The organism is Cronobacter sp. HA18003 (genome assembly GCF_011605905.1).
GTDB classification, from domain to species: domain Bacteria; phylum Pseudomonadota; class Gammaproteobacteria; order Enterobacterales; family Enterobacteriaceae; genus Cronobacter; species Cronobacter sakazakii.
In genome coordinates this window covers 254,308-272,819 of sequence record NZ_JAANQO010000023.1, presented here as the reverse complement: position 1 = coordinate 272,819, position 18,512 = coordinate 254,308, and the positions used below count along the sequence as shown (strand labels likewise).

Annotated in this window: 18 protein-coding genes and 3 tRNA genes; 15 read left to right on the top strand and 6 right to left on the bottom strand. The window is 57.1% G+C overall.

The window, feature by feature from the left end; genetic code table 11:
- Positions 1 to 359: 359 nt before the first annotated feature.
- On the top strand, positions 360 to 1,706 hold the full coding sequence (locus G6041_RS15270) for a PTS cellobiose transporter subunit IIC (RefSeq protein ID WP_004386485.1): 1,347 nt from the start codon (positions 360 to 362) through the stop codon (positions 1,704 to 1,706).
- Between the two features lie 29 nt (positions 1,707 to 1,735).
- Here G6041_RS15270 and fhuF read toward each other — a convergent pair whose 3' ends face one another.
- Positions 1,736 to 2,524 carry a siderophore-iron reductase FhuF gene (fhuF, locus tag G6041_RS15265; protein WP_032988936.1) on the bottom strand — a complete coding sequence of 263 codons (789 nt, stop codon included), beginning with the start codon at positions 2,522 to 2,524 and terminating at the stop codon, positions 1,736 to 1,738.
- Positions 2,525 to 2,638: 114 nt separating this feature from the next.
- The gene (locus G6041_RS15260) at positions 2,639 to 3,706 is read right to left on the bottom strand and encodes a diguanylate cyclase (protein WP_012125847.1); all 1,068 of its coding nucleotides are present in this window, start codon (positions 3,704 to 3,706) and stop codon (positions 2,639 to 2,641) included.
- A 196-nt stretch (positions 3,707 to 3,902) separates the two neighbouring features.
- Here G6041_RS15260 and G6041_RS15255 point away from each other — a divergent pair, with 196 nt between their 5' ends.
- Positions 3,903 to 4,184 carry a DUF1435 domain-containing protein gene (locus tag G6041_RS15255; RefSeq protein WP_012125846.1) on the top strand — a complete coding sequence of 94 codons (282 nt, stop codon included), beginning with the start codon at positions 3,903 to 3,905 and terminating at the stop codon, positions 4,182 to 4,184.
- 79 nt (positions 4,185 to 4,263) lie between these two features.
- On the opposite strand, the gene G6041_RS15250 is transcribed toward G6041_RS15255, so the two are convergent.
- The 4 genes from G6041_RS15250 to rsmC form a co-directional block, all read right to left on the bottom strand.
- Positions 4,264 to 4,349: transfer RNA gene (locus tag G6041_RS15250), tRNA-Leu, on the bottom strand.
- Between the two features lie 30 nt (positions 4,350 to 4,379).
- Positions 4,380 to 4,465, bottom strand: a tRNA-Leu gene (locus G6041_RS15245).
- Between the two features lie 32 nt (positions 4,466 to 4,497).
- Positions 4,498 to 4,583: transfer RNA gene (locus tag G6041_RS15240), tRNA-Leu, on the bottom strand.
- A gap of 130 nt (positions 4,584 to 4,713) precedes the next feature.
- Complete coding sequence (rsmC, locus tag G6041_RS15235; RefSeq protein WP_012125845.1) at positions 4,714 to 5,742, bottom strand: 16S rRNA (guanine(1207)-N(2))-methyltransferase RsmC; 1,029 nt, start codon at positions 5,740 to 5,742, stop codon at positions 4,714 to 4,716.
- 105 nt (positions 5,743 to 5,847) lie between these two features.
- On the opposite strand from rsmC, the gene G6041_RS15230 reads away from it, so the two are divergent.
- From G6041_RS15230 to deoD, 13 genes are all read left to right on the top strand, one after another.
- Positions 5,848 to 6,258: a DNA polymerase III subunit psi gene (locus G6041_RS15230; RefSeq protein ID WP_012125844.1), complete on the top strand. Its 411-nt coding sequence runs from the start codon at positions 5,848 to 5,850 to the stop codon at positions 6,256 to 6,258.
- Positions 6,233 to 6,670 carry a ribosomal protein S18-alanine N-acetyltransferase gene (rimI, locus tag G6041_RS15225; protein ID WP_012125843.1) on the top strand — a complete coding sequence of 146 codons (438 nt, stop codon included), beginning with the start codon at positions 6,233 to 6,235 and terminating at the stop codon, positions 6,668 to 6,670. Before G6041_RS15230 ends, rimI begins: the two co-directional genes overlap by 26 nt.
- 20 nt (positions 6,671 to 6,690) lie before the next feature.
- Entirely contained in the window at positions 6,691 to 7,368 is a 678-nt protein-coding gene (yjjG, locus tag G6041_RS15220; protein ID WP_007866037.1) for a pyrimidine 5'-nucleotidase, read from the top strand.
- A gap of 91 nt (positions 7,369 to 7,459) precedes the next feature.
- Positions 7,460 to 9,049, top strand: coding sequence for a peptide chain release factor 3 (gene prfC / locus G6041_RS15215; protein ID WP_004386477.1), 1,590 nt, complete (start codon positions 7,460 to 7,462; stop codon positions 9,047 to 9,049).
- A 406-nt stretch (positions 9,050 to 9,455) separates the two neighbouring features.
- Positions 9,456 to 10,070: a molecular chaperone OsmY gene (gene osmY / locus G6041_RS15210; RefSeq protein WP_004386476.1), complete on the top strand. Its 615-nt coding sequence runs from the start codon at positions 9,456 to 9,458 to the stop codon at positions 10,068 to 10,070.
- A 127-nt stretch (positions 10,071 to 10,197) separates the two neighbouring features.
- On the top strand, positions 10,198 to 10,359 hold the full coding sequence (locus G6041_RS15205; protein WP_002437547.1) for a DUF1328 domain-containing protein: 162 nt from the start codon (positions 10,198 to 10,200) through the stop codon (positions 10,357 to 10,359).
- Positions 10,360 to 10,474: 115 nt separating this feature from the next.
- Positions 10,475 to 11,608 (top strand): patatin-like phospholipase family protein, encoded by a 1,134-nt coding sequence (locus G6041_RS15200; RefSeq protein WP_012125839.1) that lies wholly within the window; start codon positions 10,475 to 10,477, stop codon positions 11,606 to 11,608.
- Positions 11,605 to 12,390 carry a metal-dependent hydrolase gene (locus tag G6041_RS15195; RefSeq protein ID WP_012125838.1) on the top strand — a complete coding sequence of 262 codons (786 nt, stop codon included), beginning with the start codon at positions 11,605 to 11,607 and terminating at the stop codon, positions 12,388 to 12,390. The genes G6041_RS15200 and G6041_RS15195 overlap by 4 nt, the downstream gene beginning before the upstream one ends.
- Before the next feature lie 123 nt (positions 12,391 to 12,513).
- Positions 12,514 to 13,791, top strand: a complete 1,278-nt coding sequence (locus G6041_RS15190; RefSeq protein ID WP_007847044.1) for a NupC/NupG family nucleoside CNT transporter — start codon at positions 12,514 to 12,516, stop codon at positions 13,789 to 13,791.
- A gap of 337 nt (positions 13,792 to 14,128) precedes the next feature.
- A complete protein-coding gene (gene deoC, locus G6041_RS15185) occupies positions 14,129 to 14,908 on the top strand; it encodes a deoxyribose-phosphate aldolase (RefSeq protein WP_007767250.1) in 780 nt (259 codons plus the stop codon).
- A 103-nt stretch (positions 14,909 to 15,011) separates the two neighbouring features.
- Complete coding sequence (gene deoA / locus G6041_RS15180; protein ID WP_012125837.1) at positions 15,012 to 16,334, top strand: thymidine phosphorylase; 1,323 nt, start codon at positions 15,012 to 15,014, stop codon at positions 16,332 to 16,334.
- A 52-nt stretch (positions 16,335 to 16,386) separates the two neighbouring features.
- Positions 16,387 to 17,610, top strand: coding sequence for a phosphopentomutase (deoB, locus tag G6041_RS15175; RefSeq protein ID WP_007847056.1), 1,224 nt, complete (start codon positions 16,387 to 16,389; stop codon positions 17,608 to 17,610).
- Between the two features lie 73 nt (positions 17,611 to 17,683).
- Positions 17,684 to 18,403 (top strand): purine-nucleoside phosphorylase, encoded by a 720-nt coding sequence (gene deoD / locus G6041_RS15170; protein ID WP_004386471.1) that lies wholly within the window; start codon positions 17,684 to 17,686, stop codon positions 18,401 to 18,403.
- Positions 18,404 to 18,512 lie beyond the last annotated feature (109 nt).

Genomic DNA, 18,512 nt, shown 5'->3' with positions numbered 1-18,512 from the left:
ACCGCACCAGGTTTTGTAAATTATCGGAAAAGCGCTTTTCTGTGGCCATCCGGTGTTTTCTGGATCTCCTTCACAATCAAAGAAACCGGTTACTGTAACCGGTTGCAGAGCGACCATCGCGGATTAATACTGGTGATGTAACCTCCCTCTGTAACCAATAATAAGAGCCGTGTATGAAACCTTTCTTTCTCAGTTACGCCGCTGGCAAGGCAGTCAGACACTGTTGCAGCCCGGAAGATTTCACTGCGCAGGAAGCAGAGCGACACACCTGGTTACGGTTTTCAGTTCAATGGATTATGGGATGATGCGCGACGGCCGCTCGCCGCGTATTCACGTTGATTGCCTGACAGGAGACCGCCATGTCTGCCAACCATGCTGCCTTTAATGTGATATTTCGCTTTGTTGAAAACTATGTCAGCCCGATAGCTTCGCGCATTTCCGCGCAGCGCCACGTGATGGCGATCCGCGACGGGTTTATCTCCGCCATGCCGTTTATGATTGTCGGCTCGTTTTTACTGGTGTTTGCCTATCCGCCGTTTTCACCCGACACCACACTGGGTTTTGCCCGTGCGTGGCTGGATCTGGCGAAACAGTTTGAAGGGCAGATCCTCACGCCGTTTGATATGACGATGGGGATCATGTCTATCTACATCTGCGCCGCTATCGCTTATAACCTCGGCAAGCACTATGTGAAATCGCATCAACTGGATCCTTTCATGTGTGCGATGCTGTCGCTGATGGCATTTATGCTGGTGGCTGCGCCGAAAACCAAAGGGACGCTACCGGTAGACAGCCTCGGCGGCACGGGTATTTTTACGGCGATTCTGGTGGCGATTTACTGCGTGGAGATGATGCGTTTTCTGAAAGCGCATAACATCGGCATACGCCTGCCGGATCAGGTGCCGCCGATGATCAAAAACTCTTTCGATCTGTTGATCCCGGTACTGGTCGTCGTGCTGACGCTGTATCCGCTGAGCCTGTTAATTCAGTCGCAGTTCGACCTTCTGATCCCACAGGCGATCATGGCTATCTTTAAACCGCTGGTGTCGGCGGCCGATTCGCTGCCCGCCATTCTGTTAGCGGTGCTGATTGCCCATCTGCTGTGGTTTGCAGGCATTCACGGCGCGGCGATTGTCTCCGGTATGCTGCAGATGTTCTGGCTGACCAACCTCGGGCTTAACCAGACGGCACTGGCGCAGAGCGCGCCGCTGCCGCATATTTTTATGGAAGCGTTCTGGACCTTCTTTATTGTAATTGGCGGTTCCGGGGCGACAATGGGGCTGGTGTTCTGTTATCTGCGTAGCCGTTCCGCGCATCTGCGCTCGATAGGACGGCTCAGCGTGGTGCCCAGTATTTTCAACATCAATGAACCGGTGATTTTCGGCACGCCGATAGTAATGAACCCGGTTTTCTTTATTCCATTCCTGCTGGCCCCAATGCTGAACGCGGTGCTGGCATGGGCGGCGATGAAATTTGATTTAATCGGTCGTGTGATTTCTGTCGTGCCGTGGACCGCACCTGCGCCGATTGGCGCAGCCTGGGCGCTGGGCTGGGATTTCCGCGCCGCGCTGCTGGTGATTGTGCTCGCGGTGGTCTCGGCCATCATTTACTTCCCGTTCTTTAAAGTCTACGAGAAGCAGTTACTGGCACAGGAAGCGGAAGAGGCGCTGAAGGAGGCGCAGGGCGCGGGTGAACAGGCCGCGTGATGAAAAACGGCGGGGAAACCCGCCGTTAACTATTTCAGCGTACAGTCGCCGCACTGCTGCACGTCAGGCAGCTTGTAGCGCTGGCAGCAGGTGCGGCGCACCAGTAGCCCTTCGCGCATAACGACAGTACGAAACAGCGGATTTTCGTCGCCATTAAGCAGTGTCTTTTCGAAAAAACAGCTCTGGCGCAGCGCGCTGACGGTCTCGTCGCCGAGCCACTCGCGCCATTCGCCAAAACACCAGTTAATAAGATAACCGGTGTTACTCCAGATAAGCTTGCCGTTGATATCGCCGGAGGCTTCCAGCGCCTCAACGACCGGCGTCATAACCTCCAGCACCAGCTTTTCCAGCCGCTCGCGCGCGGAAAGAGCGGTTGCGCGCGCATCTTCTTTAACGGTCAGATAAAAGCAGGCCGCGCGGCCCGTTTCGTGAAACTCAACGGCGAGATTCTCTTCGTTTAAATCCAGCGCCTGCGGCTGCGTCAACAGCGCCAGCATCAGCGGCGGCACGAGTAGCCCGAGATACCACTGCGCCCAGAGCGATTTCAGCGGCTTATTTTCACGTACCGCGTGCGGCTGATTGCGATAAATATGATCGGAGTAAAGCGCCATTAATGTGGCGAGCGTCGCGGGCTGTGTCCATTCGCGAAAGGAGAGCGCTGCAGAGGGCGGCGTTTCGTCCAGCTTCATAATATCGTGAAAATGCGCGCGGTGCGTCGTAAACGCGTCGCGCAGGCGCACCGCCAGCGTCGATGGCGAACGAGGCAGCGGGGCGCGCCAGAGTAATTCATCAACAGAATGAAGAGAGCGATAAGCCATAGCGTCTGTGAATAGCAAATCTAAATGATAATGATTGCCAATCCTAACTATAGGCAGAAACGAGTGCAAGCAGTTTGACCAGAAAACCGGCGCACCGCAGCGCGCCGAGGGTTTTCACGCGGCGCGCAGGGCGTCGTGATAACGGATGTGATTGCGGCCCTGATTTTTGGCGGCGTAAAGCGCTTCATCGGCGCGGCGCAGCGCATCTTCAATGTCGTCGTTTTCCAGCGGCGCGATGCCGATGCTCAGCGTGACGTTGGTTGCCACGCTCTCGTTGAAAATATGAGGAATGCGCAAATCATAAACCCGCTGGCGAATTCGCTCGGCGGTAAGTCGTGCGCTCTTTTCATCCGCCTGCGTCAGGAGCACCATAAATTCCTCACCGCCGTAGCGGGTAACGATATCCCGCGAGCGCACGGCATCGCGGATCGCCGCTGACACCCGCGTCAGCGCCTGATCGCCCATCATATGGCCGTAGTGGTCGTTATAGGCTTTGAAATGGTCGATATCCATCAGCAGAACAAACCGCTGCCCGGCGTCTGGCGAGAGGTTAGCGAAGCGGTTTTCAAAGCCGCGGCGGTTACAAAGGCCGGTAAGTGGGTCCATCATACTGAGATCGTTGAGCGTCGCTTTTTCGTCTATCAGCGTCTGCACCATTTGCCGCGCGAGAATATCGTTGTGCCTGCCAATGAAATGCTGAATAACCAGTCCCATTAACGGTACGGTCAGCGTAAAAGCATAAAACACAGGAGGCTGGACGTTATCAAGCCACAGGATCGTCGAGATTATCGGCAGGCAAAAAGCGATACCCGGTCCGGGCATATTGATAAATGACAGCGCCGCAATAAACAGCGCGCCGAGCAAAGAAATAAGCAGGCACGTGCCATCATGAAATACGCACCACGGGCTTTTCAGCCAGAGATTGGCTGACCATAACGCGCCGGTCAGCAGCGCTGTCAGGGTAATTGCTTTCAGGCTGAATGTGCGCGTCCGCGCGTGCAGCAGAAGGGCACCGCAGAGCGCAATCATGCTAAACGCCGCCCAGGGAATATGCGGGTAAGGAGAGAGCGGATCCACGAGATTAAACAGCGCGGAAAAGAGATTAAGAAACAGAAAGCATTTCAGTGAGAGCTGATATTTTTTTTCCGTCAGGGCTCGCCAGTTATTTGCAGTCATATCCATTGTGACTTATTTAGCGCTATCAGATTTTTATAAAAGCCGGATAAAACAGAGGCTTATTATACCGCGAAACAGGGAGTAAGAATTTTCTTAACCAGGGCGGCTAATTTATCACCTTCATTCTGATATGTCATTAGCTCTTAACTTAAGTAAAGTAGCGCTAAACTCATAATCGCTGACAAATGAGAATTTATATCATATGATATTGTTTATCATTATCGATGAGAGAGGCGAAACGATGTTGTACAGGCGACTGGAAAGTGGTTGGGCCGTCATTTTGCCGGGTGCGGTGGTCGCGATGCTGGCCTGGAAAGAGCTGAGCTGGGAAGCGTGGCGGGTCATTATTGTACTGGCGCTGCTGGCGACCATCGGCATGCTGTATCATCCGCGTCTGCGGCACTATGTGTTGCTGCCATCCTGCATCGCTTTCGCCAGCGGATTAATGCTGATCGTGTCGCATTTGCATCTGGCGCTGAATTAAAGCAGTACGGAAAATCGTAGAGAAATAACAGGGAATCACGACGAGGAAAAACAGAGGAAATCAGAAGTGATAAAAGAAGTGGTGCGAGGGGGGGGACTTGAACCCCCACGTCCGAAGGACACTAACACCTGAAGCTAGCGCGTCTACCAATTCCGCCACCTTCGCACTGTCTCTTTTATCGTATCGCCATCGCATTGGTGCGAGGGGGGGGACTTGAACCCCCACGTCCGAAGGACACTAACACCTGAAGCTAGCGCGTCTACCAATTCCGCCACCTTCGCGCAGTGCGAGCGATACTTTCTTGCGTGGTCTTTGGTGCGAGGGGGGGGACTTGAACCCCCACGTCCGAAGGACACTAACACCTGAAGCTAGCGCGTCTACCAATTCCGCCACCTTCGCATACCAGCAATACCGGGAAGTATTGCAACCACGGAGGCGCATTCTAGATGTTTTCTGGACTTCGTCAACACTTAATTGCATGCCGCTTTTCCAAATGATGCAAAAAGCGGCATTCGACGCGTGAATACGCTTAACGCTTCGCGTTGCGGCCCATTACGGCGCGATAGACCTTAAAGCGGCCGGTCTGCGCCAGCACTTCGTGGTTGCCGAAGGTTTCGTCCAGCACGTTGGGATACGGCAGAAACGCATTCGCCACAATACGCAGCTCGCCGCCGATATTCAGGTGGCGTACGGCGCTGCGAATCAGCGTTTGCGCGGCTTCAAAACTGGTCTCCATGCCATCGTGAAACGGCGGGTTGGAGATAATCATATCGAAGCGGCCTTTGATTTCTGAAAAGACGTTGCTTGCAACCACTTCACCTTCAAAGCCGTTCGCGGCGAGCGTCGCGCGGCTCGCTTCCACCGCTGGCGCGCTCACGTCGCACAGGGTCAGACGCACTTTCGGCGAATGGCTCGCCAGCACCGCGGCCAGCACGCCCGCGCCGCAACCCACGTCCAGCACTTTGCCTTTGGTATGCGGCGAGAGGGTAGAGAGCAGCAGATCGCTACCAACATCCAGCCCGTCGCGGCTGAAGACGCCCGGCAGGGTTTTGATGGTCAGATCGTCGACCTGGTATTCGCCCCACCAGCCGTCGGCATTGAATTCCGGCTGTTTTTCAAGGCGACCGTGATACAGTCCGCAGCGGCGCGCGCTGTCGACTTTATTAAGCGGGCAGTGCGCTTCCAGCATTGCTTCGGCGCTGCGCACGCCGCTGCGGTTTTCGCCGACCACGAAAACATCGGTACCGACCGGCAGCAGCGACAGCAGGTTCATCAGCTGGAACTGGGCTTCCGGTTTGTTTTTCGGCCAGTAGTAGATCAGGGTATCGCTGTCCGCCACGATTTCGGCGTCGGCCACCAGACCATAGCGCGCGTTATCGCCCATCGGCTTGCTCAGCACCTGCCAGTGGTGGAACTGCTGCGTATGCGCGCGGCTTTGCGCGGTGTCAAAACGCGCCGGCAGGTCATCCTGCATATCGCCGGCAAACAGAACGCGGCTTTCGGTAAAATCATCACTGTGGCGCAGCAGAACTTCGCTTGCCGGGGAAAAACCAGACATGAAACACTCCTTCGGAAACTTGAGGAGCGATTATAGTGGTTTGTTGGCGCATGTTCGACGGATTTGCTATATTTGCGGCCCTTCGGCACTGATTCAGGCATTCCTATGACATCCCGACGAGACTGGCGATTACAGCAACTGGGCATTACCCAGTGGGTATTGCGTCGCCCCGCCGCGCTGCTGGGGGAAATCGCCATTGTGCTGCCTTCTCATATTCGCCTGGTCATGGTGGCCGCCGAGCCGCCGCCGCTCACGCAGCCCTTTATAAAAGATGTGCTGCGCGCGCTGGCGCTTGATGCCGACCAGGTGATGCAGTTAACCCCCGATCGCGTGGCGATGCTGCATGACGCCCACTGCAACAGCTGGTGTCTGGGCGTGGATGCGCCACCTGGGCTGCCCGGTGCCCGGCTGGTGACGCCGGGGCTGGAAACCTTACAGCGTAGCGGTCCGGCGCGCGCCGATCTCTGGCAACAAATTTGCGAGCACGAAGATGATTTCCTTACTGCAGAGCGCTGATCTGCCGGCGGCTTTCGCGATTGAACAGCGGGCCCATGCGTTTCCCTGGAGCGAAAAAACGTTCGCCAGCAACCAGGGCGAGCGCTATCTGAATCTGCGTCTGGATGTCGACGGCAACATGGCCGCCTTCGCGATTACCCAGGTCGTGCTGGATGAAGCCACGCTGTTTAATATCGCGGTCGACCCGACGTTTCAGCGCCGCGGCCTGGGCCGTGCGCTGCTGGAACATCTTATCGAGGCGCTTGAGGCGCGCGACGTGCTGACGCTGTGGCTCGAAGTGCGCGCCTCCAACCACGCGGCGCGCGCCCTCTATGAAAGCCTGGGCTTTAACGAGGCGACGATTCGCCGCAACTATTACCCGACGTCCGACGGGCGCGAAGACGCCATTATCATGGCGCTACCGTTGGGCTGATAATCAAGAAAGGTGACGTAATGAAGTGGGACTGGATTCTTTTTGACGCTGACGAAACGCTGTTTACTTTCGACGCCTTTGGCGGCCTGCAGCGCATGTTCCTGGACTACAGCGTGACGTTCACCGAGCAGGATTTTCACGAATATCAGGCCGTGAATAAACCGCTGTGGGTCGATTACCAGAACGGCGCTATCAGCGCGTTACAGTTGCAACACCAGCGTTTTCAGGGCTGGGCCGACCGTCTGAGCGTGCCGGCAGGCGATCTGAACAGCGCCTTTTTGAACGCGATGGCGGAGATCTGCGCGCCGCTGCCGGGTGCCGCGTCGCTGCTGGCGTCGCTTAAGGGCAAAGTCAAACTGGGCATTATTACCAACGGCTTTACGGCGCTACAGCAGATCCGTCTTGAGCGCACCGGTTTTCGCGACTATTTTGATTTACTGGTTATCTCCGAACAGGTTGGCGTGGCGAAACCCGCCCCGGAAATCTTCGACTATGCGCTGGAGAAAATGGGCAACCCCGATCGCTCCCGCGTGCTGATGGTGGGCGACACGGCGGAATCCGATATTCTGGGCGGCATCAACGCCGGGCTCGCGACCTGCTGGCTCAACCACCACGGACGCACGCTGCCGGAAGATATCGCCCCGACCTGGCAGGTCACCTCGTTAAGCGAACTGGAGCAACTGCTGTGTAAACAATGATTGTCTGACCCTGGCAGATGGGTAAAATAGCCGCATTTTTCGCTCACTCGCCGCGTGGCGCCTGGCCGCGCGCTTACACAGAAGATTGATTATGACGTTGTCTCCTTATTTGCAAGAGGTGGCCAAGCGCCGCACTTTTGCCATTATTTCGCACCCGGACGCCGGTAAAACGACGATCACTGAAAAGGTGCTGCTGTTCGGACAGGCGATTCAGGTCGCCGGTACGGTAAAAGGGCGTGGCTCCAGCCAGCATGCGAAATCTGACTGGATGGAGATGGAAAAGCAGCGCGGGATTTCTATTACCACCTCCGTGATGCAGTTCCCTTACCATGATTGTCTCGTTAACCTGCTGGACACCCCCGGCCACGAAGACTTCTCGGAAGATACCTACCGCACGCTGACGGCGGTGGACTGCTGCCTGATGGTTATCGACGCCGCGAAAGGCGTTGAGGATCGCACCCGTAAGCTGATGGAAGTTACCCGTCTGCGCGACACGCCGATCCTGACCTTTATGAACAAACTCGACCGTGACATCCGCGATCCAATGGAGCTGCTGGATGAAGTGGAAAACGAGCTGAAAATCGCCTGTGCGCCGATCACCTGGCCGATTGGCTGCGGCAAACTCTTTAAAGGCGTTTACCACCTTTATAATGACGAAACCTACCTGTACCAGACCGGTCAGGGCCACACCATTCAGGAAGTCCGCATCGTTAAAGGGCTGGACAACCCGGAGCTGGATCAGGCCGTGGGCGACGAGCTGGCCGCGCAGTTGCGCGACGAGCTGGAGCTGGTGAAAGGCGCTTCGCATGAGTTTGACCGCGAGCTGTTCCTGAGCGGTGAAATCACGCCGGTGTTCTTCGGGACTGCGCTTGGCAACTTCGGCGTCGATCACATGCTGGATGGCCTGGTGGAGTGGGCGCCTGCGCCGATGCCGCGCCAGACCGATGGCCGCGTGGTTGAAGCAAGCGAAGAGAAGTTCTCCGGTTTCGTGTTTAAAATTCAGGCCAACATGGACCCGAAACACCGCGACCGCGTGGCATTTATGCGCGTGGTGTCCGGTAAATATGAAAAGGGCATGAAGCTGCGCCAGGTGCGTACCGGTAAAGATGTGGTTATCTCCGACGCGCTGACCTTTATGGCGGGCGACCGTTCGCATGTCGAAGAGGCGTATCCGGGCGATATCATCGGCCTGCACAACCACGGCACCATTCAGATTGGCGATACCTTCACGCAGGGTGAAAGCATGAAGTTCACCGGTATCCCGAACTTCGCCCCGGAACTGTTCCGTCGTATCCGCCTGAAAGATCCGCTCAAGCAGAAACAGCTGCTGAAAGGGCTGGTTCAGCTCTCAGAAGAGGGCGCGGTGCAGGTGTTCCGTCCGCTCTCCAACAACGATCTGATCGTGGGTGCGGTGGGTGTGCTGCAGTTTGATGTCGTCATGTCGCGCCTTAAGAGCGAATACAGCGTTGAGGCGATTTACGAATCGGTCAACGTGGCGACAGCCCGCTGGGTGGAGTGTGACGACGCGAAGAAATTCGAAGAGTTCAAGCGTAAAAACGAGGTTCAGCTGGCGCTGGATGGCGGCGACAACCTGACGTATATCGCCCCGACCATGGTCAACCTTAACCTCACGCAGGAGCGTTACCCGGACGTCACCTTCCGTAAAACGCGCGAGCACTAATCCCCTTCAGGACGCGGCAAAGCCGCGTCCTGCCTCGTTTCCCCGCCTTTTTTCCGCCATGCGGAATGTTCTTAAATTCCTGCTTTCTCAGCTGTTTTGGCGATTTTTCCCGCCGTTGCCCAGGCGTTTTTGCGAAGCTGATCTATATTTAACAATGTGATGACAACGTCGTCGGGATGAAATGCCGCTAAGCGCTTCTCATCCGGTGATTCATCATCATAAACGTTATTATTGCCATATTAATAACTGAGTTTTCGCAACGCGACGGCTGTCTGACTGACCCTCTGACGATGCCTTGCCGGTGCGGCGCGAATAACTCATCAGCGGTGCTTATGCCTGCTGTTAGGAAAGCCGCTGACGTGGCGGCTTGCGGCTCAAATTCTGAGCAAACTACAGGAACGAATCGATGAATAAGACTAAGATTTCAAAAACTCTGCTGGCTGTTGTATTGGGTTCTGTCATGGCGTCCTCTTCTGCATTCGCAGAGAACTCCGCCGTTGAAAGCACCAAATCTACCGCGGATAGCGCAGGGCAAAAAATCGATAGCTCTATGAATAAAGTCGGTAACTTCATGGACGATAGCGCCATCACCGCTAAAGTTAAAGCGGCGCTGGTAGATGACGAACAGATTAAGAGCACCGACATCTCTGTTAAAACCGAGAAAAGCGTTGTAACGCTGAGCGGCTTTGTTGAAAGCCAGGCTCAGGCCGAGGAAGCGGTGAAAATCGCCAAAGGCGTTGAAGGCGTTACTTCTGTCAGCGACAAGCTGCACGTACGCGACGGTAAAGACAAGTCGGTGAAAGGTTATGCGGGTGACGCGGCCACCACCAGCGAAATCAAAGCGAAACTGCTGGCGGATGACATCGTTCCTTCGCGTAATGTGAAAGTCGAAACCACCGACGGTGTGGTGCAGCTTTCCGGTCACGTCGAGTCTGAAAAACAGTCTCAGCGCGCTGAAAGCATCGCAAAAGCAGTTGATGGCGTGAAAAGCGTCAAAAACGATCTAAAAGTGAAGTCGTAACAGGCAAGCCCCTCTCCCGGTTTGCGCCGGGAGGGAAGGTAAGCACTATCAGCTGGATGACACCGCCAGTGGACGCTGCGTTCATTAAGAAGCGGTATAAAGATTAACTATGGTAAAGGAGAGTCTTATGTTTCGTTGGGGCATTATCTTTCTGGTTATCGCGTTGATTGCGGCCGCTCTGGGCTTTGGTGGCCTGGCAGGTACCGCAGCAGGCGCAGCGAAAATCGTATTTGTTGTGGGTATTATTCTGTTCCTGGTTAGCCTTTTTATGGGCCGTCGACGCCCATAGTGTGATAAAAAGATAACTGACAGACGGCAAAGCCAGTCCCTGTGACTGGCTTTGCTGGTTTATGGCACCGAAAAACGTTCGCGCGACGCGCGACGGATAACAACAGGAAAGCAGGGTGGGACAACGTATTCCCGTAACGCCGGGCAGCATAGCGCCGCTGGCGGTGAAACCGTTTCGTCCCGGTAAGCTGGCTATCGTCTGTGAAGGTGGCGGTCAGCGCGGGATCTTTACTGCCGGCGTGCTGGACGAATTCATGCGCGCGCAATTCAACCCGTTCGACTTCTTTCTCGGCACCTCTGCCGGGGCGCAAAACCTCTCAGCCTACGTCTGTAACCAGCCCGGTTACGCCCGGCGCGTCATTACCCGCTTTACCACCTCTCGCGATTTCTTTGACCCGGTGCGCTTTGTGCGCGGCGGTAATCTTATCGATCTCGACTGGCTGACCGAGGCCACGTCTGCGCGTATGCCGCTCAATATGGGCAACGCGATGCGGCTCTTTGACAACGGCAAAGCGTTTTATATGTGCGCCTGCCGCCGTGATGACTACTCGCCTGGCTATTTCGCGCCGCAGGAGAGCAACTGGCTGGAGATTGTTCGCGCCTCTAGTGCTATTCCGGGTTTTTACCGGCCTGGCGTCGATATCGACGGCGTAAACTATTTTGACGGCGGCGTGAGCGATGCGATCCCGGTGCGCGAGGCGGCGCGCCTCGGTGCCACGACGCTTGTCGTTATCCGCACAGTACCGTCGCAGATGTACTACACGCCGCAGTGGTTTAAGCGTATGGAGCGCTGGTTGACCGACAGCAGCCTGCAGCCGCTGCTCAATCTGGTGCAGCACCACGAAAAAACCTACCGCGAGATTCAGGAATTTATCGAAAACCCGCCTGGCAAACTGCGCGTTTTTGAAATCTCTCCGCCCCGCGCGCTCACCAGCATGGCGCTCGGCAGCCGTCTTCCGGCGCTGATGGAAGATTACAAACTGGGCCGTCTGTGCGGGCGCTATTTCCTGGCCACCGTCGGCAAACTGCTGGTGAACAAACCGCCGCTGCGCCGTTACGGTACGCGCCCTGTGCTGCCGGTGGCTGAACCGGCCGCGGTTGCCGCGGCGGCTGAAGTGCTGGCACCTGTTGTTCCGGAAACGACCATCGTGGTGCCGCCGGCGACCGTCGCTAACGACGCGCTGGACGCGCCGCTGGTCAAAACCGAGCAGGCGAACGACGCGACGTTCAGCGATGAGGATCTGGCATGACGCGGCGCTTTATCGACACCCATTGCCATTTCGATTTCCCGCCGTTTACCGGCACTGAGGCTGAAAGCCTGGCGCAGGCGGCGTCGGCAGGCGTTGAGCACATCATCGTGCCTGCGGTGGAAGCCGCGCGCTTCGCGACGGTACTGGAGCTTGCCGCGCGCTATCCGGCGCTGTGGGCGGCAATCGGTTTGCATCCGATTGTCATCGGCAACCATAACGACGCGAGCCTCGCGCTGCTGGAGCATCATCTGCAACAGCAGGTGGACAAACTGGTGGCGATAGGCGAGATCGGGCTCGATCTCTATATGGAAAACCCGCTGTTTGAGCGCCAGGAAGCGATACTCGACGTCCAGTTGCGGCTCGCGAAACGCTATGATCTGCCGGTGATCCTGCACTCGCGCCGCACGCACGATAAGCTCGCGATGCACCTTAAGCGCCACGCGCTGCCCTGTACCGGCGTGGTGCACGGCTTCGCGGGCAGCCTGCAACAGGCGCAGCGCTTTGTGGATCTCGGCTACCGCATCGGCGTGGGCGGCACTATTACGTACCCGCGCGCGCAAAAGACGCGCGACGTCATCGCGAAGCTGCCGCTGTCTGCGCTGCTTCTGGAAACCGACGCGCCCGATATGCCGCTGAACGGCTGGCAGGGGCAACCAAACCGGCCCGAGCGCGTTAACGGCGTGTTTGACGTTCTCTGCGAACTGCGCCCCGAGCCGCCGGACGTTATCGCTCATACCCTCTTTGAAAACACCCGCGCGCTGTTTCCGCGCCTCAAAATGTGACCCACTGTCCACGCTTGTTTAAAAAAGCGTAAAGCGTCTGGATTTCAACAGATTCCCTGTCGTTAAATCGCGCCGCCTGCCTGTGCGGGACAACATAATTCACTCATATCTCAGGGATACTGTATGCAAATATTGATGGGCCTGGTGGGAATGCTGGCGCTGCTTCTCATCGCGGTCGCACTCTCCAGTAACAGAAAGGCGATTAATCTTCGCACCGTCGTGGGTGCATGGCTGATTCAGGTTGCTATCGGCGCGCTGGTGCTCTACGTGCCCGCCGGGCGCAAAGTGCTGCTGGCGATGTCTGAAGGCGTGGCGAATGTCATCGCTTACGGCAATGACGGCATCTCGTTCCTTTTTGGCGGGCTGGTGTCCGACAAAATGTTTGAGGTGTTCGGCGGCGGCGGGTTTATCTTCGCGCTGCGCGTTCTGCCGGTTATCGTCTTTTTCTCCTCGCTTATCGCGGTGCTCTATTATCTCGGCATCATGCAACTGGTGATCCGCCTGCTGGGAGGCGCGCTGCGTAAAGTGCTGAAAACCTCCCGTACTGAATCGCTCTCGGCGACCGCCAATATTTTTGTCGGCCAGACCGAAGCGCCGCTGGTGGTGCGCCCGTATATCGCCACGATGACCCGCTCTGAACTCTTTGCCGTGATGTGCGGCGGGCTGGCATCGGTGGCAGGCTCAGTACTGGCGGGCTATGCCCAGATGGGCGTACCGCTGGAATACCTGATTGCCGCATCCTTTATGGCAGCCCCTGGCGGCCTGCTGTTCGCCAAAATCATTATTCCGGAGACGGAAACCCCGCACGACGCGCCGCAGCTCGATACCACGCAGCGCGATCCCGACAGTCCGTCGAACGTGCTGGACGCCGCCGCCTCCGGTGCGTCCGCCGGGATGCAGCTGGCGCTTAACGTCGGCGCGATGCTGCTGGCGTTTGTGGCGCTTATCGCCCTGCTGAACGGCATGCTCTCCGGCATCGGCGGCTGGTTTAATCACCCGGAATTGTCGCTGCAGCTGATCCTCGGCTGGCTGTTCTCGCCGGTGGCGTGGCTGATTGGCGTGCCGTGGGATGAGGCGATGGTCGCGGGCTCGTTTATCGGCCAGAAGCTCATCATTAACGAATTCGTGGCATATATGAATTTCGGCGAATACCTGAAAGAGGACGCGTTAGTCGCGGCGGCGGGCTTGCAGGTGCTCTCTGATCACACCAAAGCGATTATCTCTTTCGCGCTGTGCGGATTTGCTAACCTTTCCTCTATCGCCATCCTGATTGGCGGGCTGGGCAGCATGGCACCCAACCGCCGCCACGAAGTCGCGCAGCTCGGGCTTAAGGCCGTAGCGGCCGGTACGCTCTCTAACCTGATGAGCGCGACGATTGCCGGACTGTTTCTCGCGCTGTAGCAGGATGTGTAAATGTTATTATTTTCACATTTTCGGTGATATTCAGGCTGGCGTCGCGCCAGCCTTTTTTCTTTCCGGCGCACGTTTCTGACTGTCATAATGTTGTGTTAATCACATATAATGGCGCAAAGTATGCAATGATGACTTTGCAATTTGTGAAACAAGGCACAAAAACATCCTGCCTGTCGGTGTTAAAATTTTAACATTGATGGCAATGATGTGCGGTGAGACGGATCTCAGCGTGACGGCGGACAACGCCGCTCTTCTTCACGGAACCACGACCGCTCCAACGTGTTGAGTTTCTCGCCCGAGATGCATTTTTTTGTTGGAGAAAGTTATGACTGATTTAACCAAAAGCAGCCTGCGTGCGCTGCAACTGATGGACCTCACTACCCTGAATGACGACGACACCAATGAAAAAGTGATCGCCTTATGTCATCAGGCCAAAACCCCGGTGGGCAACACCGCCGCGGTCTGTATTTACCCGCGCTTTATCCCGATCGCCCGTAAGACGCTGAACGAGCAGGGGACGCCGGATATCCGTATCGCCACCGTCACCAACTTCCCGCACGGCAACGACGATATCGATATCGCGCTGGCGGAAACCCGCGCGGCGATCGCCTATGGCGCGGACGAAGTGGACGTGGTTTTCCCGTATCGCGCGCTGATGGCGGGCAACGAGCAGGTGGGCTTTGATCTGGTGAAAGCCTGTAAAGACGCCTGCGCGGCGGCGAACGTACTGCTGAAAGTGATTATCGAAACCGGCGAGCTGAAAGAAGAAGCCCTGATCCGCAAGGCGTCTGAAATCTCCATCAAAGCGGGTGCCGATTTCATCAAAACTTCAACCGGTAAAGTGCCGGTGAACGCGACGCCGGAAAGCGCCCGCATCATGCTGGAAGTGATCCGCGATATGGGCGTGGCGAAAACCGTGGGCTTTAAACCGGCTGGCGGCGTGCGCACGGCGGAAGATGCGGCCAAATATCTGGCGGTTGCCGATGAGCTATTGGGTGCCGACTGGGCCGATGCCCGTCACTACCGCTTTGGCGCGTCCAGCCTGCTGGCGAGCCTGCTTCAGGCGCTCGGCCACGGCGACGGCAAAAGCGCCAGCAGCTACTAAGCCACGTTGTGCCTGATGGCGCTTCGCCCATCAGGCCGACTGAATCACCGGGCGGGAGCTTCGCGTGACCCGCCATCGTTCTTCCTTATTCACGGGGGGTACCGTGTTCCTCGCTCAAGAAATTATTCGTAAAAAGCGCGACGGCCATGCGCTCAGCGACGAAGAGATCCGCTTTTTTATTAACGGCATTCGCGATAACACTGTGTCCGAAGGCCAGATCGCCGCGCTGGCGATGACGATTTTCTTTCACGACATGACCATGCCGGAGCGAGTCTCGCTGACGATGGCGATGCGTGATTCCGGCACCGTGCTGGACTGGAAAAGCCTGAACCTCAATGGCCCGGTCGTGGATAAACACTCCACCGGCGGCGTGGGCGACGTGACCTCGCTGATGCTTGGCCCGATGGTGGCGGCCTGCGGCGGTTACATTCCGATGATTTCCGGGCGCGGGCTGGGCCATACCGGCGGCACCCTCGATAAACTGGAAGCGATTCCGGGGTTTGATATTTTCCCGGACGACAACCGCTTTCGCGACATTATTAAAAACGTCGGCGTGGCGATAATTGGCCAGACCAACTCGCTGGCACCGGCGGATAAACGCTTCTATGCGACGCGTGATATCACCGCGACCGTCGATTCTATTCCGCTTATCACCGCTTCGATCCTCGCGAAAAAACTCGCCGAAGGGCTGGACGCGCTGGTGATGGACGTAAAAGTGGGCAGCGGTGCGTTCATGCCGACTTATGCGCTCTCTGAAGAGCTGGCGCAGGCGATCGTTGGCGTGGCGAACGGTGCGGGCGTGCGCACGACCGCGCTGCTGACCGATATGAACGAAGTGCTGGCCTCCAGCGCCGGTAACGCGGTGGAAGTCCGCGAGGCGGTGCGGTTCCTGACCGGCGATTACCGCAACCCGCGCTTGCTGGAAGTGACGATGGCGCTGTGCGTCGAGATGCTGCTCTCCGGGGGGCTTGCGAAAGACGAGACTGAAGCGCGCGCGAAGCTGCAACAGGTACTGGACAACGGCCAGGCGGCGGAGATTTTCGGGCGTATGGTGGCGGCGCAAAGCGGCCCGGCGGATTTTGTCGACAACTACGAGCGCTACCTGCCCGCGGCCACGCTCAGCAAAGCGGTATATGCCGACCGTTCCGGCTTTGTTACGCAAATGGATACCCGCGCGCTCGGTATGGCGGTCGTCGCCATGGGCGGCGGTCGCCGTCAGGCGTCCGACAGCATTGATTACAGCGTCGGCCTGACCGATATGGCGCGCCTCGGCGAACAGGTTGACGGCGAGCGTCCGCTGGCCATCATCCACGCGAAGAGCGAAGCAAGCTGGCAGGAAGCGGCGGCGGCCGTTAAAGCGGCCATCAACGTTGACGATACGGCGGCGAAAACGTCACCGGTTGTCTATCGCAGAATCAGCGAATAAGTGGCATACTGATCTGATCACTTTTTTACAGCGCAATAGGTACGGAGAAAATATGAAACGTGCATTTATTATGGTGCTGGACTCCTTTGGTATTGGCGCGACAGAAGACGCGGAACGTTTTGGCGACGCGGGTTCTGACACCCTTGGCCACATTGCCGAGGCCTGCGCCAAAGGTGAAGCAGACATCGGCCGTAAAGGCCCGCTGCATCTGCCGAATCTGACGAAGCTGGGCCTTGCAAAAGCGCATGAAGGCGCGACGGGCTTTATTCCTGCCGGCATGGACGGCAACGCGGAAATCACCGGCGCGTACGCCTGGGCGCATGAGCTTTCCTCCGGTAAAGACACGCCGTCAGGCCACTGGGAAATCGCCGGTGTGCCGGTGCTGTTCGACTGGGGCTATTTCACCGACGAGAAAAACAGCTTCCCGCAGGAACTGCTCGACAAGCTGGTGGAGCGCGCGAACCTGCCGGGTTACCTCGGTAACTGCCACTCCTCGGGGACGGTGATTCTGGACGAGCTGGGCGAAGAGCATATGAAAACCGGCAAGCCGATTTTCTACACCTCCGCCGACTCCGTCTTCCAGATTGCCTGCCATGAAGAGACGTTCGGCCTGGACCGCCTCTATGAGCTGTGCGAAATCGCCCGTGAAGAGCTGACCGAAGGCGGCTACAACATTGGCCGCGTTATCGCGCGTCCGTTTGTCGGCGACAAAGCGGGCAACTTCCAGCGTACCGGCAACCGTCACGACCTGGCCGTCGAGCCGCCGTCGCCGGTCGTGCTGAAAAAGCTGGTGGACGAGAAGGGCGGCCACGTGGTGTCTGTCGGTAAAATCGCGGATATCTACGCCAACATGGGCATCACCAAAAAAGTGAAAGCCACCGGGCTGGATGCGCTGTTTGACGCCACCATCAAAGAGATGAAAGAAGCGGGCGACAACACCATCGTCTTCACCAACTTCGTGGACTTTGACTCCTCCTGGGGCCATCGCCGCGATGTCGCGGGCTACGCGGCCGGGCTTGAGCTGTTTGACCGCCGTCTGCCGGAGCTGCTGGAGCTGGTCGGCGAAGATGACATTATCATCTTTACCGCTGACCACGGCTGTGACCCGACCTGGAAAGGCACCGATCACACCCGTGAGCACATTCCGGTGCTGGTCTACGGCCCGAAAGTGAAACCGGGCTCGCTTGGCCACCGCGATACCTTTGCTGATATCGGCCAGACCGTCGCCAAATACTTTGGCCTGTCTGACATGGAATACGGCAAAGCTTTATTTTAACTGACGATAGTCAGTTGCAGGCCGGGTGTGCCGCCGCCGCCCGGCAACATAAAAAACTAAAAAGGAAACAGAGATGGCAACCCCACATATTAACGCTGAGATGGGCGATTTCGCGGACGTTGTGCTGATGCCGGGCGACCCGCTGCGTGCGAAACACATTGCAGAAACCTTCCTGGAAGACGTGCGCGAAGTGAACAACGTGCGCGGCATGCTGGGTTTCACCGGGACTTACAAAGGCCGTAAGATTTCCGTTATGGGCCACGGCATGGGTATCCCGTCCTGCTCTATTTACACCAAAGAGCTGATCACCGATTTCGGCGTGAAGAAAATCATCCGCGTGGGCTCCTGCGGCGCGGTGCGTGCAGACGTTAAGCTGCGCGATGTGGTTATCGGCATGGGCGCGTGCACCGATTCCAAAGTGAACCGTCTGCGTTTTAAAGATCACGATTTCGCGGCAATCGCGGATTTCGACATGGTGCGTAACGCGGTAGACGCGGCGAAAGCGCTGGGCGTGGAAGCGCGCGTGGGTAACATCTTCTCCGCTGATCTGTTCTATACGCCGGATCCGTCGATGTTCGACGTGATGGAGAAATACGGCATCCTGGGCGTGGAAATGGAAGCGGCAGGCATCTACGGCGTGGCGGCAGAATTCGGTGCGAAAGCGCTGACCATCTGCACCGTGTCCGACCATATCCGTACCCACGAGCAGACCACCGCGGCAGAGCGTCAGACCACGTTTAACGACATGATCAAGATTGCGCTGGAATCCGTGCTGCTGGGCGATAAAGAATAAGTTTTCGCGTGTTTAAAGTGAAAGAAAAGGGCGCTGCGGCGCCCTTTTTTAGTGGGCGAATTCGGGCAGTTGAACGCCCCGGCGCGGCGGGTGCGCTGCGCTTACCCGC

Bases quoted from the DNA above. Each gene is read 5' to 3' on its own strand.
- G6041_RS15270 (WP_004386485.1), top strand. From the start codon at position 360: ATGTCTGCCAACCATGCTGCCTTTAATGTGATATTTCGCTTTGTTGAA.
- fhuF (WP_032988936.1), bottom strand. From the start codon at position 2,524: ATGGCTTATCGCTCTCTTCATTCTGTTGATGAATTACTCTGGCGCGCC.
- G6041_RS15260 (WP_012125847.1), bottom strand. From the start codon at position 3,706: ATGGATATGACTGCAAATAACTGGCGAGCCCTGACGGAAAAAAAATAT.
- G6041_RS15255 (WP_012125846.1), top strand. From the start codon at position 3,903: ATGATATTGTTTATCATTATCGATGAGAGAGGCGAAACGATGTTGTAC.
- rsmC (WP_012125845.1), bottom strand. From the start codon at position 5,742: ATGTCTGGTTTTTCCCCGGCAAGCGAAGTTCTGCTGCGCCACAGTGAT.
- G6041_RS15230 (WP_012125844.1), top strand. From the start codon at position 5,848: ATGACATCCCGACGAGACTGGCGATTACAGCAACTGGGCATTACCCAG.
- rimI (WP_012125843.1), top strand. From the start codon at position 6,233: ATGATTTCCTTACTGCAGAGCGCTGATCTGCCGGCGGCTTTCGCGATT.
- yjjG (WP_007866037.1), top strand. From the start codon at position 6,691: ATGAAGTGGGACTGGATTCTTTTTGACGCTGACGAAACGCTGTTTACT.
- prfC (WP_004386477.1), top strand. From the start codon at position 7,460: ATGACGTTGTCTCCTTATTTGCAAGAGGTGGCCAAGCGCCGCACTTTT.
- osmY (WP_004386476.1), top strand. From the start codon at position 9,456: ATGAATAAGACTAAGATTTCAAAAACTCTGCTGGCTGTTGTATTGGGT.
- G6041_RS15205 (WP_002437547.1), top strand. From the start codon at position 10,198: ATGTTTCGTTGGGGCATTATCTTTCTGGTTATCGCGTTGATTGCGGCC.
- G6041_RS15195 (WP_012125838.1), top strand. From the start codon at position 11,605: ATGACGCGGCGCTTTATCGACACCCATTGCCATTTCGATTTCCCGCCG.
- G6041_RS15190 (WP_007847044.1), top strand. From the start codon at position 12,514: ATGCAAATATTGATGGGCCTGGTGGGAATGCTGGCGCTGCTTCTCATC.
- deoC (WP_007767250.1), top strand. From the start codon at position 14,129: ATGACTGATTTAACCAAAAGCAGCCTGCGTGCGCTGCAACTGATGGAC.
- deoB (WP_007847056.1), top strand. From the start codon at position 16,387: ATGAAACGTGCATTTATTATGGTGCTGGACTCCTTTGGTATTGGCGCG.
- deoD (WP_004386471.1), top strand. From the start codon at position 17,684: ATGGCAACCCCACATATTAACGCTGAGATGGGCGATTTCGCGGACGTT.